Source organism: Massilia eburnea (assembly GCF_050709955.1).
GTDB classification, from domain to species: Bacteria; Pseudomonadota; Gammaproteobacteria; order Burkholderiales; family Burkholderiaceae_D; genus Rugamonas; species Rugamonas eburnea_A.
Window position 1 is genome coordinate 20,974 of record NZ_JBNZFX010000022.1, and the last position, 13,074, is coordinate 34,047.

Sequence of the window (13,074 nt, forward strand, 5' to 3'; positions counted from 1 at the left end):
CCTTGGGTCAGACCCTGGTTTACCGGTTTCAGACGGATTCAGGCAACCGCCCGGCCAGCGCCTCAAACTCCGCCACCGGCATTGGCCGCGCAAACAGGTAGCCCTGCGCTTCGTTGCAGTATTTGCTGCGCAAGAACTCCAGCTGCGCCTCCGTCTCCACCCCCTCGGCCACCACGCCCAGCCCCAGCGCATGCGCCAGCCCGATGGTGGCAGTCACAATCACGGCATCGTTCGGATCGCTCTCGATATCCTTCACGAACCCGCGATCAATCTTGATCCGGTCAAGCTCGAACAGCTTCAAGTAACTGAGCGAGGAATAGCCGGTCCCAAAGTCGTCGATTGCCACCTTGATCCCGCGTGCCCGCAGCTCGCGCAGCAGGTCGCGGCTGCGCTCCGGATCCTGCATGGCCGCCGATTCGGTAATTTCCAGCTCCAGCAGCGCAGGATTGATCCCGCTCTCGCGCAGCAACTGGTCCAGCAGCGGCAGCAGGGCGCTGCCGTGGCACTGGCGCGCCGACAGGTTGACCGCCAGCCGCAGCGAGCCGTCCCAGCGGCGCAGCAAGCCAACCGCCTGCTGCAGCACCCACTCGCCCAGCGGCAGGATCAACCCCGATTCTTCCGCAATCGGGATAAAGCGGTCCGGCCCCACCAGGCCCAGTTCCGGATGGTGCCAGCGCAGCAGCACCTCGGCGCCGATCACGCGGCGCGTGGCCAGTTCCACCTGCGGCTGCAGGTACAGCTCGAACTCCTGGCGTTCCAGCGCCTGCCACAGGCGGTTTTCCATCATCAGGCGGTCGTGGGTGGCGGCATTCATGGCCGCTTCAAAGAACTGGAAGTTGCCGCGCCCCTGGCTCTTGGCTGCGTACATCGCGGTATCCGCATGGCGCAGCAAGGTGGCGCTGTCATGGCCATCGGGCGGGAACATGGCCACGCCGACGCTGGTGCCGGTATGGATAGTCTTGCCCGCCAGGTGGAACGGCTCTGCCAGCGCAGCCACGATGCGCACCGCGACCTGGCTTGCTTCAGCTGGCGTGACGTTGCCGCCGGTGACGACGATGAATTCATCGCCGCCCAGCCGGGCGATGGTGTCGACTTCGCGCAGCAACTCGCGCAGGCGGTCGGCCACCGCCACCAGAAGCTGGTCGCCGGTGGCGTGGCCGTGGGTGTCGTTGATCTTCTTGAAGTGATCCAGGTCGAGGAACATCACCGCCGCCGTGCCGCTGGCGCGGCGGGCCTGCGCCAGCAACTGGTCGAGGCGCAGGTTGAGCGACAGGCGGTTATCCAGGCCGGTCAGCGGATCGTGGTGGGCCAGCTTGTAGATGCGCTCCTGCGCGCGCTGCTGCTCGGTCAGGTCGTGCAGGATGGCGACGAACAGGTTGCCGTCCGGGAGTTCCACCTCGCTGACCGAAGCCGCGATCGGGAAAATGCTGCCGTCGTGCCGGCGGCCGCTCGACTCGTGCTCGTGGGTGGCGCCGCCGGCGATATTGCGCAGCAGGCGCGCCGCGTTATCGCTTTCCGCTTCCGGCAGCAGGGCCGCCATCGGCATCCCGGCCAGCGCCTCGGCCGGGTAGCCGAACAGGCGGCAGGCCGCCGCATTGGCTGAAACCAGCAAGCCATCGGCGCCGATGGTGAGGATGGCATCGGCCGCCTTGTCGAGGATGGCTTGCAGGCGGGCTTCACGCTCGCGCAGGCGGATCGTGGCTTCCGTTACCTGCTGCTGGATCTGGGCCCGTTCGCCGCTGGTCAGCAACATCAATGCGCCCAGCAGGCCGGTCAGCATCAGGCCGGCACTCAGCACCAGCCAGCTCTGCCAACCGTGCTGGTGCACCATGAAGGCGGCCGAGGGCGCCAGCACCAGTTCATAGTCGCGCCCGCCAAGGCTGAGCTTGCGCCAGTAGTCATCGTCGTTCGGCTCGCGCGACAGCGAGTCGATCAGGGTGGTCGGTCCCGGCTGGCTGCGGTCGATCAAGCGCGCCTGGATGTGCGGGAAGTCGGCGGTGGCCAGCGCGCCGTTGACGTAGGAGTCGATCTGCATGGCCAGCAGCAGCATGCCGGCCGCCGGCTGGCCATCGCCCGGATCGACAGCCTGCAGCAGCACTACGCCGCTGCCTTCGCCCGGCATGGACAGCAGCACCGGGGCGCTGGCCACCGGCTTGCCGGTGCGCAGCGCTGCCCTCACGGCCTGGGCGCGTACCGGTTCGGCCAGCCAGTCCAGGCCCTGGTAATGGCGGCGTGCGGCGGGCTCGATGAACATGGTGACCATGTGGTCGCCGGGCGGCACCGCGGCCTGGTTGGGCGCGGAATGGCTGTGCGTGTGGCCGGGGCCGGTAGCCGGGGCGATCATGCGGAAGTCGGCGCCGATGGTGGTGCGCGCCCAGCTTTCGAACGCCGGCCGCTCAGCCTCCGAGACCGGCCGCAGCCAGGCCATCGACAGCAGTTCCGGCCGCTGGTCGAGGTAGCCGTGGGCGATCTTGTCGAAGCCCGTTGCCGACATCACGCGGCCATAGCGGTTGATGGCGCGCGCCATGGCAAACACATAGCGCTCATGCTCGCTGAAACGGGACTGCAGCAAATCGCCCACCTGTTGCGCCTTGAGGCGGAAGCCTTCCAGGTGTTGCCGTGTTTCCCAGCGCGCCACCAGCACGTACAACATCACGCACAGGCTGACCAGGAACAGTTGCGGCACTCCCACCAGCAAGCGCCGGCGCTGCCATAGCCCGCGCGGCTGGCCGAACAGGACCCAGCACAGCGGCGCAGCCAGCAGCACGCCGATGGCGTCGCCAATCCACCAGGTCAGCCAGCTCGTCAGCAAACTCCCGGGCGCAATGGCGCCGGCCACGACCGCCGCGCCATTCGACAGGGTACTGCTGACCAGGGTGACGCATACCGCCAGCAGCAGGAAACGCAGCACATCGCGGCCGGCGCCGATTTCCGGCCGGATCGCACGGCGGAAATACAGCATGCCCAGCCAAGCCTGCAGGGCCGAGCCAAGGGCAGCAGCGAGCGCGGCCAGGCCTTGCGGCAAGGGCGGCAGAGTGAGCGGATTGGGCGCGCCCGGCAGGGGCAGGAAATTGATCAGCAAGGCGCCGATGGCCACCCCGGGCAGCAGGCGCGCACCGAAGGTGATCACGCCGGCCAGGGCGATCCCGGCCGGCAGGAAGAGCGGACTGGCATAGCCGGGCGCCAGCGACAGGTAGAGACAAAAGCGGCCAATGACCGCGTAGGCCGCCAGCATCAGCAGGTTGGCGGCCAGCGTTTGCTGCCAGCCGGGGGAGGGATTCTTCACAGAATGGGCGCTCCGGCGCACGGGATAAGTTGACCGATTTTAAAGCAAAAGGTGCAACGCAAAAACAACACTTGCAAATTTGCAGGACTAGCCATTACAATCTCGCCCCGAAGCGCACGTCATGCAGCGTTTGCGAAATAAGCAAATAGCGGTGTTGACAGTGTTGGAAAGTTGCTTCATACTCTGCGGTTCCTTCGCGGAGGGGTGGCCGAGTGGTTAAAGGCAGCAGACTGTAAATCTGCCCTCTTATGAGTACACTGGTTCGAATCCAGTCCCCTCCACCAAAGCTTGCAGGTAGCTGAGTGAAGTTGTAGTCGAAAGTAGTCGGAACCTCGCGGGTGTAGCTCAATGGTAGAGCTGAAGCCTTCCAAGCTTATGACGAGGGTTCGATTCCCTTCACCCGCTCCATGCAGCACAGTAGTAAAAATAAGCCCTTGTAGCTCAGTGGTAGAGCACTCCCTTGGTAAGGGAGAGGCCACGTGTTCAATCCACGTCAAGGGCACCAGAATTCTGCAGTATCCATCTGATTAGTCGGGCGCGTGCCCAGCAACTCACATTTGTTAGGAGTCTAAAATGGCAAAAGAAAAGTTCGAGCGGACTAAGCCGCACGTGAACGTTGGCACCATCGGTCACGTTGACCATGGTAAGACCACCCTGACCGCTGCTATCGCAACCGTCCTGTCGAAGAAATTCGGCGGCGAAGCCAAAGCTTACGACCAGATCGACGCTGCTCCAGAAGAAAAAGCACGCGGCATTACCATCAACACCGCCCACGTTGAGTACGAGACTGCAAACCGTCACTACGCTCACGTTGACTGCCCAGGCCACGCCGACTACATCAAGAACATGATTACCGGTGCTGCGCAGATGGACGGCGCGATCCTGGTTTGCTCCGCAGCTGACGGCCCAATGCCACAGACCCGCGAGCACATCCTGCTGGCACGCCAGGTTGGCGTTCCATACATCATCGTGTTCCTGAACAAGTGCGACCTGGTCGACGACGCAGAACTGCTGGAACTGGTCGAAATGGAAGTGCGTGAGTTGCTGTCCAAGTACGAATTCCCAGGCGACGACCTGCCAATCATCAAAGGTTCGGCACGTATGGCACTGGAAGGCGCAGCTGGCGAGATGGGCGAAGAGTGCATCATCCGTCTGGCTGATGCCCTGGATACCTACATCCCAACCCCAGAGCGCGCAGTTGACGGCGCCTTCCTGATGCCTGTGGAAGACGTGTTCTCGATCTCCGGCCGCGGTACCGTGGTGACCGGTCGTGTTGAGCGCGGCATCATCAAGGTCGGCGAAGAGATCGAAATCGTCGGTATCATCGACACCGTGAAAACCACCTGCACCGGCGTGGAAATGTTCCGCAAGCTGCTGGACCAGGGTCAAGCCGGCGACAACGTTGGCCTGCTGCTGCGCGGCACCAAGCGTGAAGACGTTCAGCGTGGTCAGGTTCTGGCGAAGCCAGGCTCGATCAAGCCGCACGATCACTTCACCGGCGAGATCTATGTTCTGTCGAAAGATGAAGGCGGCCGTCACACCCCGTTCTTCAACAACTACCGTCCACAGTTCTACTTCCGTACCACCGACGTGACCGGTTCGATCGAACTGCCAGCGGACAAAGAAATGGTTATGCCAGGCGACAACGTCTCCATCACCGTCAAGCTGATCTCCCCGATCGCTATGGAAGAAGGCCTGCGTTTCGCAATCCGTGAAGGCGGTCGTACCGTCGGCGCCGGCGTCGTAGCCAAGATCCTGGCTTAAGGCGAAAAGAATCCAGCCAAGGCTAGCGCCCATCGCTGATGGGTGCTAGAATTACGGATTCCACTGTAAAGTTTTACGTAGGGGCGTAGCTCAATTGGCAGAGCGTCGGTCTCCAAAACCGAAGGTTGGGGGTTCGATGCCCTCCGCCCCTGCCACCGAATCTGGTGCAGGGCACCGAAAGTAAAAGTTAAATGTCTAATCAATCCGTGCAAACCGTTAGCACGACGAACGATAAGTTCAAAGTCGTGTTGGCAGTTGTGGCGTTGATTGCAGGCGTGGTCGGATTCTTCGTCCTGACCGGTAAACCAACCCTGGTGCGGGCAGCTGCGCTTGTGGTTGGTTTGCTTATTTCCGCCGGCATCGCGTACACCTCTGCCGCAGGCCGTGATTTCCTGAATTTTGCGAAAGAATCCGTTCGCGAAACCAAGAAGGTAGTATGGCCAACCCACAAGGAAGCCCGTCAGATCACCCTGATCGTGTTCGCCTTCGTGCTGGTGATGGCGATTTTCCTTTGGGGCACGGATAAGATTCTCGAATTTGTGTTGTACGACCTCATCCTGGGTTGGAAGAAATAATGAGCGAAATTGTACAAGACGAGCCGGGCAAGGAAGAGCCTGCGCAGGCAGTGTCGACCCCAGTCAGCAACAAGCGCTGGTATGTCGTGCACGCCTACTCCGGTATGGAGAAAAGCGTCCAGCGCGCCTTGACGGAGCGCGTCGAGCGCGCCGGTATGCAAGATCAGTTTGGCCAGATCCTGGTGCCAACCGAAGAAGTCGTTGAAGTTCGTAACGGTCAGAAGTCCGTTACCGAGCGCCGCTTCTTCCCAGGCTATGTTCTGGTTGAAATGGAAATGACCGACGAAACCTGGCACCTGGTGAAAAACACCAGCAAGGTGACCGGCTTCATCGGCGGCAAGTCGAACAAACCGACTCCGATTCCTGCACGCGAGATCGACAAGATCATGCAGCAAATGCAGGAAGGCGTGGAAAAACCGCGTCCGAAAGTGCTGTACGAAGTGGGCGAGCAAGTCCGCATCAAGGATGGCCCGTTCACCGACTTCAACGGCAACGTCGAAGAAGTCAACTACGAAAAATCCAAGGTGCGTGTCTCTGTCACCATCTTCGGCCGCGCGACCCCAGTCGAACTCGAGTTCGGTCAAGTCGAAAAAGTTTAACGCCTGGCTGAGCGTCTAATCAGTCAAACAAGAGGAGCCCCGCCGCGTGCGGGGCGCTACTACTCAATCCAACGATAGGAAGTGCCCAAATGGCAAAGAAAATCATTGGCTTTATCAAGCTGCAAGTTCCAGCTGGTAAGGCAAACCCATCCCCTCCAATCGGTCCAGCACTGGGCCAGCGCGGTCTGAACATCATGGAATTCTGCAAAGCGTTCAACGCGCAGACCCAAGGTATGGAACCAGGCATGCCAATCCCAGTCGTGATCACTGCGTTCGCGGACAAGTCCTTCACCTTCGTGATGAAGACCCCTCCAGCGACCTTCCTGATCAAGAAGCACTCCGGCGTGCAAAAAGGTTCCGCTAAGCCACATACCGACAAGGTAGGCAAGCTGACCCGCGCCCAAGCTGAAGAAATCGCTAAACTGAAGACCCCGGACCTGACCGCTGCCGACCTGGATGCTGCTGTACGCACCATCGCTGGTTCCGCACGTTCGATGGGCATCACCGTAGAGGGCATCTAATCATGGCAAAACTGTCCAAGCGCGCTCAAGCCATCAAGGCTAAAGTTGACCGTACCAAAGTGTACGCCTTCGACAACGCTGTTGCTCTGATCAAAGAACTGGCGACCGCCAAGTTCAACGAATCGATCGACGTGTCCGTTCAGCTGGGCGTGGACCCTAAGAAGTCCGACCAGGTTGTGCGTGGTTCCGTGGTTCTGCCAGCTGGCACCGGTAAGACTGTTCGCGTTGCTGTGTTCGCAACCGGCGACAAGGCTGAGCAGGCTAAAGCTGCTGGCGCTGACGTTGTTGGTATGGAAGACCTGGCCGAGCGCGTCAAAGCCGGCGACATGCCTTTCGACATCGTGATCGCTTCCCCAGACACCATGCGTATCGTTGGTACCCTGGGCCAGATCCTGGGCCCACGTGGCCTGATGCCTAACCCGAAAGTTGGCACCGTTACCCCTGACGTCGCTACCGCCGTGAAAAACGCGAAAGCCGGCCAGGTTCAGTACCGTACCGACAAGGCAGGTATCATCCACGCTACCATCGGCCGTAAATCGTTCGCCGACGCAGATCTGAAGACCAACCTGGTTGCCCTGATCGACGCACTGAACAAGGCTAAGCCAGCATCGTCGAAAGGCGTTTACCTGCGCAAAGTATCCCTGTCGTCCACCATGGGCGCTGGCGTACGCGTGGACCACGCTGGTCTGTAAGGCAACGTACGGGTGCTCAGGTGCGGACACGCGCAGCGTGTTCGACCCTGACACCGCTAGTTAAAGTATTAAGTCCCATCCGGAAGGGTGGGCGGATCTTTGGGCTGGCCGGGGCAACCCGGCCGCGCCTTCAAAGACCGTTGGGCCCGGAGCATCAGGTAGGTTCTGGGTTAATCAGCCCTAGGGCTCCCCAACGCAGATGGTGATCCCGAACAAGTTTATGTAGTCCCTTTAGACTCCTAAACCTCGGACGCCGTTGTTCGAACCGATGCGAGGCGTAAGCCAAGCATTATTTAAGGAGAAGACCGTGGGTCTCAATCTGAATGACAAGAAGGCCGTTGTCGCCGAAGTTTCCGCAAAAGTAGCAACTGCGCAAACTATCGTCGTGGCCGAATACCGTGGCATCCAGGTTGGTCACTTGACTAAACTCCGTGCTAATGCGCGTGCGCAAGGCGTGTACATCCGTGTTCTGAAGAACACCCTGGCACGTCGTGCAGTTGAAGGCACGCAGTTCGCCGCTCTGGCTGACTCCATGACCGGTCCGCTGATCTACTCGATCTCGGAAGATGCTGTTGCTGCTGCGAAAGTCATCGCTGACTTCGCAAAAACCAACGACAAACTGGTCCTGAAAGCCGGTAACTACGCAGGTAAGCAGCTGGATCAAGCCGCTGTTACCGCGCTGGCGAGCATTCCTTCCCGTGAAGTCCTCATTTCGCAGCTGTTGGGCGTTATGCTGGCTCCGGTGTCGGGCTTTGCACGTGGCCTGGCTGCTCTGGCAGCCAAGAAAGAAACCGAAGCCGCTTAATTGCTGGCGTGGTTTCTTAGTCAATACCAATTCTGTAGTATTACAAACAAATTAGGAGTTTCAAATGGCAATTTCCAAAGACGACATCCTGAACGCAGTATCCGAAATGTCCGTAATGGACCTGAACGAACTGGTCAAGGCATTCGAAGAAAAGTTCGGCGTGTCCGCAGCTGCAATGGCAGCTCCAGCCGTTGGCGGCGCAGTAGCCGCTGCTGCTGAAGAGCAGACCGAATTCAACCTGGTTCTGTCCGAAGTCGGCGCTAACAAAGTTGGCGTGATTAAGGCTGTTCGCGAAATCACCGGTCTGGGCCTGAAAGAAGCCAAGGATCTGGTTGACGGCGCACCGAAGACCGTGAAAGAAGCCCTGTCGAAAGCTGACGCTGAAGCTGGCAAGAAGAAGCTGGAAGAAGCTGGCGCCAAGGCCGATCTGAAGTAATTGAACCAAGGCGGGATTCCTGCCTTAGTTTAGGAAGCCAATGCGGCGGATCTCATCCGGAAGGGTGGGTCCGCCCTTGGCTCCTTTGTCGTCTCTGAAGTAGAAGTTGTTGTTTTATAGTGAATTGAGTCTTGCGAAGCGCGCCCGCAACGCTGAATTCTCTACCTTTTCCTGTCTCACACGGAGTGTCCATGCACTACTCATTTACTGAGAAGAAACGCATTCGCAAGTCCTTTGCGAAACGCGCCAACGTCCACAACGTTCCGTTCTTGCTGGCTACCCAGCTTGAGTCTTACGAGAACTTCTTGCAAGAGCACACTCCTGTTGCAACACGCAAGAACGAAGGCCTGCAATCGGCTTTCACGTCGATCTTCCCAATCGTTTCCCACAACGGCTTCGCTCGCCTGGAATTCCTGTCCTACGTCCTGGGTGACCCGGCGTTCGACGTCAAGGAATGCCAACTGCGCGGCCTGACCTTCGCTTCCCCGCTGCGCGCCAAAGTGCGCCTGGTGATCCTGGACAAGGAATCGCCAACCAAGCCGGTCGTGAAGGAAATGAAGGAGCAGGAAGTCTACATGGGCGAACTGCCCCTGATGACGACCACCGGCTCGTTCGTGATCAACGGTACCGAGCGTGTCATCGTATCGCAGCTGCACCGTTCGCCAGGCGTGTTCTTCGAGCACGACCGCGGCAAGACCCACTCGTCCGGCAAGCTGCTGTTCTCGGCACGTATCATCCCTTACCGCGGTTCCTGGCTGGACTTCGAGTTCGACCCGAAAGACATCCTGTACTTCCGCGTCGACCGTCGCCGCAAGATGCCGGTATCGATCCTGCTGAAGGCGATCGGCATGACGCCGGAACAGATCCTGGCGAACTTCTTCGTCTTCGACAACTTCAACCTGCGTTCGGAAGGCGCAGAGATGGAGTTCGTGTCCGAACGCCTGCGCGGTGAAGTCGCGCGCTTCGACATCGTCGATCCGAAGTCGGGCAAGACCATCGTCACCAAAGACAAGCGTATCAACGCCAAGCACGTGCGCGAAATCGAAACGGCCGGCATCCAGCACATCTCCGTGCCGGAAGACTACCTGCTGGGCCGCGTACTGGCCAAGAACATCGTTGACCAGGAAACCGGCGAAGTGGTGGCACTGGCCAACGACGAGCTGACCGAGGAAACCCTGGGCAAGCTGCGCGACGCCAATATCAACACCATCCAGACCCTGTACACCAACGATCTGGACCAGGGCGGCTACATTTCCCAGACCCTGCGTATCGACGACACCGCCGACCAGACCGCAGCCCGCGTCGCGATCTACCGCATGATGCGTCCTGGCGAACCGCCAACCGAAGAGTCGGTGGAAGCCCTGTTCAACGGCCTGTTCTACAGCCCGGACCGTTACGACCTGTCGGCCGTGGGCCGCATGAAGTTCAACCGCCGCATCAGCCGCGATGAACTGACCGGCGCCATGACCCTGTCGAACGAAGACGTGCTGGCCGTGATCAAGATCCTGGTTGAGCTGCGCAATGGCCGCGGCGAAGTCGACGACATCGATCACCTGGGTAACCGCCGCGTACGTTGCGTGGGCGAACTGGCCGAGAACCAGTTCCGCGCCGGCCTGGTGCGCGTTGAGCGCGCCGTCAAGGAACGCCTGGGCCAGGCCGAAGCCGACAACCTGATGCCGCATGACCTGATCAACTCCAAGCCGATCTCGGCTGCGATTCGCGAGTTCTTCGGTTCGTCCCAGCTGTCGCAGTTCATGGACCAGACCAACCCGCTGTCGGAAATCACCCACAAGCGCCGTGTATCCGCTCTGGGCCCTGGCGGTCTGACCCGCGAACGCGCAGGCTTCGAAGTGCGCGACGTGCACCCGACCCACTACGGCCGCGTGTGCCCGATCGAAACGCCTGAAGGCCCGAACATCGGTCTGATCAACTCGCTGGCACTGTACGCCCGCCTGAACGAATACGGCTTCCTGGAAACCCCGTACCGCAAGGTTGAAGGTTCCAAGGTCACCGACAAGATCGACTACCTGTCCGCCATCGAAGAAGGCCGCTACATCATTGCCCAGGCTAACGCCAAGATCAATGAAGAAGGTAAGCTGGTCGATGAACTGGTGTCCTCGCGTGAAGCCGGCGAAACCATCCTGGTTTCCCCAGAGCGCGTGCAGTACATGGACGTTGCGCCAGGCCAGATCGTGTCCGTCGCTGCCTCGCTGATTCCATTCCTGGAACACGATGATGCGAACCGTGCACTGATGGGCGCCAACATGCAGCGTCAGGCCGTGCCTTGCCTGCGTCCTGAAAAGGCGCTGGTCGGTACCGGTATCGAACGTACCGTGGCAGTCGACTCCGGCACCACCGTGCAGGCCCTGCGCGGCGGCGTGGTGGACTACATCGACGCCGGCCGCGTCGTGATCCGCGTCAACGATGAAGAAGCACAGGCTGGTGAAGTCGGTGTCGACATCTACAACCTGATCAAGTACACCCGTTCCAACCAGAACACCAACATCAACCAGCGTCCAATCGTCAAAGTGGGCGACCGTGTGGCCAAAGGCGACGTGATCGCCGACGGCGCATCGACCGACCTGGGCGAGCTGGCACTGGGCCAGAACATGACCGTGGCCTTCATGCCATGGAATGGCCTGAACTTCGAAGACTCGATCCTGATCTCGGAAAACGTTGTAAAAGACGACCGTTACACCTCGATCCACATCGAAGAACTGTCCGTCGTGGCACGTGACACCAAGCTGGGCGCGGAAGAAATCACCCGCGATATTTCGAACCTGGCGGAGAACCAACTGGCTCGCCTGGACGAATCCGGCATCGTGTACATCGGCGCTGAAGTGCAGGCCGGCGACGTGCTGGTCGGTAAGGTGACCCCGAAAGGCGAAACCCAGCTGACCCCGGAAGAGAAGCTGCTGCGCGCGATCTTCGGCGAAAAAGCCTCCGACGTGAAAGACACCTCGCTGCGCGTGCCATCCGGCATGGTGGGTACCGTCATCGACGTGCAAGTGTTCACCCGCGAAGGCATCCCGCGCGACAAGCGCGCCCAGCAGATCATCGACGATGAACTGAAGCGCTACCGCCTGGACCTGAACGACCAGATGCGTATTGTGGAAGGCGATGCCTTCCAGCGTCTGGAAAAGATGATGATCGGCCAAGTTGTCAACGGCGGCCCTAAGAAGCTGGCCAAGGGCGCCAAGATCACCAAGGACTACCTGGACGACCTGGACAAGTTCCACTGGTTCGACATCCGTCCTGCCGACGAAGACATGGCCAAGGCCCTGGAAGCCATCAAGGAATCCATCGCCGAGAAGCGCCACCAGTTCGACCTGGCCTTCGAAGAGAAGCGCAAGAAGCTGACCCAGGGCGATGAACTGCAGCCTGGCGTGCAGAAGATGGTCAAGGTCTACCTGGCCGTCAAGCGTCGCCTGCAGTCCGGCGACAAGATGGCAGGCCGCCACGGTAACAAGGGTGTGGTGTCGCGTATCGTTCCGGTGGAAGACATGCCATACATGGCTGACGGTACCCCGGCCGACGTGGTGCTGAACCCACTGGGCGTTCCGTCCCGTATGAACGTTGGTCAGATCCTGGAAACCCACCTCGGTTGGGCAGCCAAGGGCCTGGGCATCCGTATCGGCGAGATGCTGCAAGCGCAGATCAAAGTCGAAGAGATGCGCAAGTACCTGACCACCGTGTACAACGAGTCCGGCGCCAAGGAAGATATCGCTTCCCTGTCCGACGACGAGATCATGAAGCTGGCATTCAACCTGAAGAAGGGTGTGCCGTTCGCGACTCCGGTGTTCGACGGCGCGCACGAAGAAGAGATCCGCCGCATGCTGGACCTGGCGTATCCGGACGATATCGCCAAGCACCTGGGCATGACCCCGTCCAAGAACCAGGTCACCATGTACGACGGCCGCACCGGCGAAGCGTTCGAGCGCAAAGTCACCGTGGGCGTGATGCACATGCTGAAGCTGCACCACTTGGTCGACGACAAGATGCACGCCCGTTCCACCGGTCCTTACTCCCTGGTGACGCAGCAGCCTCTGGGCGGTAAAGCCCAGTTCGGTGGCCAGCGCTTCGGTGAGATGGAGGTGTGGGCACTGGAAGCGTACGGCGCGTCCTACGTGCTGCAAGAAATGCTGACCGTGAAGTCCGACGACGTGAACGGCCGTACCAAAGTGTACGAAAACCTCGTCAAGGGCGACCACGTGATCGATGCCGGCATGCCGGAATCGTTCAACGTGCTGGTGAAAGAGATTCGTTCGCTGGGTATCGATATCGACCTGGAACGCAACTAAACACCGGTAAGTCAGGGTCTGACCCAAGGGTCAGACCCGCTCTGCGGCAGCCGCGTAACGGGTCCGACCCTTGGGTCGTACCCAGGGTTACCGGT

At 60.1% G+C, this 13,074-nt stretch carries 9 protein-coding genes and 4 tRNA genes; 12 read left to right on the forward strand and 1 reads right to left on the reverse strand.

What is annotated here, in order from left to right:
* Nucleotides 1–28: 28 nt before the first annotated feature.
* Entirely contained in the window at nucleotides 29–3,286 is a 3,258-nt protein-coding gene (locus tag ACQ4MM_RS12230; protein ID WP_431477625.1) for an EAL domain-containing protein, read from the reverse strand.
* A gap of 198 nt (nucleotides 3,287–3,484) precedes the next feature.
* Between ACQ4MM_RS12230 and ACQ4MM_RS12235 the strand changes: the two genes are divergently transcribed.
* The 12 genes from ACQ4MM_RS12235 (at nucleotide 3,485) to rpoB (ending at nucleotide 12,979) form a co-directional block, all read left to right on the forward strand.
* A tRNA-Tyr gene (locus ACQ4MM_RS12235) sits at nucleotides 3,485–3,570 on the forward strand.
* A 50-nt stretch (nucleotides 3,571–3,620) separates the two neighbouring features.
* Nucleotides 3,621–3,694, forward strand: a tRNA-Gly gene (locus ACQ4MM_RS12240).
* A gap of 22 nt (nucleotides 3,695–3,716) precedes the next feature.
* A tRNA-Thr gene (locus ACQ4MM_RS12245) sits at nucleotides 3,717–3,791 on the forward strand.
* 68 nt (nucleotides 3,792–3,859) lie between these two features.
* The gene (gene tuf, locus ACQ4MM_RS12250) at nucleotides 3,860–5,050 is read left to right on the forward strand and encodes an elongation factor Tu (protein ID WP_431477626.1); all 1,191 of its coding nucleotides are present in this window, start codon (nucleotides 3,860–3,862) and stop codon (nucleotides 5,048–5,050) included.
* Between the two features lie 79 nt (nucleotides 5,051–5,129).
* Nucleotides 5,130–5,205 (forward strand) — tRNA-Trp (locus ACQ4MM_RS12255).
* A gap of 36 nt (nucleotides 5,206–5,241) precedes the next feature.
* Nucleotides 5,242–5,625, forward strand: coding sequence for a preprotein translocase subunit SecE (secE, locus tag ACQ4MM_RS12260; protein ID WP_090436079.1), 384 nt, complete (start codon nucleotides 5,242–5,244; stop codon nucleotides 5,623–5,625).
* Nucleotides 5,625–6,224, forward strand: coding sequence for a transcription termination/antitermination protein NusG (gene nusG / locus ACQ4MM_RS12265; RefSeq protein WP_431477627.1), 600 nt, complete (start codon nucleotides 5,625–5,627; stop codon nucleotides 6,222–6,224). The genes secE and nusG overlap by 1 nt, the downstream gene beginning before the upstream one ends.
* Before the next feature lie 89 nt (nucleotides 6,225–6,313).
* Nucleotides 6,314–6,745: a 50S ribosomal protein L11 gene (rplK, locus tag ACQ4MM_RS12270; protein WP_028103004.1), complete on the forward strand. Its 432-nt coding sequence runs from the start codon at nucleotides 6,314–6,316 to the stop codon at nucleotides 6,743–6,745.
* A 2-nt stretch (nucleotides 6,746–6,747) separates the two neighbouring features.
* Nucleotides 6,748–7,437, forward strand: coding sequence for a 50S ribosomal protein L1 (gene rplA, locus ACQ4MM_RS12275; protein WP_057261486.1), 690 nt, complete (start codon nucleotides 6,748–6,750; stop codon nucleotides 7,435–7,437).
* Between the two features lie 307 nt (nucleotides 7,438–7,744).
* Entirely contained in the window at nucleotides 7,745–8,242 is a 498-nt protein-coding gene (gene rplJ, locus ACQ4MM_RS12280) for a 50S ribosomal protein L10 (RefSeq protein ID WP_431477628.1), read from the forward strand.
* 64 nt (nucleotides 8,243–8,306) lie between these two features.
* The gene (gene rplL, locus ACQ4MM_RS12285; RefSeq protein ID WP_431477629.1) at nucleotides 8,307–8,678 is read left to right on the forward strand and encodes a 50S ribosomal protein L7/L12; all 372 of its coding nucleotides are present in this window, start codon (nucleotides 8,307–8,309) and stop codon (nucleotides 8,676–8,678) included.
* A gap of 191 nt (nucleotides 8,679–8,869) precedes the next feature.
* On the forward strand, nucleotides 8,870–12,979 hold the full coding sequence (gene rpoB, locus ACQ4MM_RS12290) for a DNA-directed RNA polymerase subunit beta (protein ID WP_431477630.1): 4,110 nt from the start codon (nucleotides 8,870–8,872) through the stop codon (nucleotides 12,977–12,979).
* Nucleotides 12,980–13,074 lie beyond the last annotated feature (95 nt).

Bases quoted from the DNA above. Each gene is read 5' to 3' on its own strand.
- secE (WP_090436079.1), top strand. From the start codon at position 5,242: ATGTCTAATCAATCCGTGCAAACCGTTAGCACGACGAACGATAAGTTC.
- rpoB (WP_431477630.1), top strand. From the start codon at position 8,870: ATGCACTACTCATTTACTGAGAAGAAACGCATTCGCAAGTCCTTTGCG.
- rplA (WP_057261486.1), top strand. From the start codon at position 6,748: ATGGCAAAACTGTCCAAGCGCGCTCAAGCCATCAAGGCTAAAGTTGAC.
- nusG (WP_431477627.1), top strand. From the start codon at position 5,625: ATGAGCGAAATTGTACAAGACGAGCCGGGCAAGGAAGAGCCTGCGCAG.
- rplK (WP_028103004.1), top strand. From the start codon at position 6,314: ATGGCAAAGAAAATCATTGGCTTTATCAAGCTGCAAGTTCCAGCTGGT.
- rplL (WP_431477629.1), top strand. From the start codon at position 8,307: ATGGCAATTTCCAAAGACGACATCCTGAACGCAGTATCCGAAATGTCC.
- tuf (WP_431477626.1), top strand. From the start codon at position 3,860: ATGGCAAAAGAAAAGTTCGAGCGGACTAAGCCGCACGTGAACGTTGGC.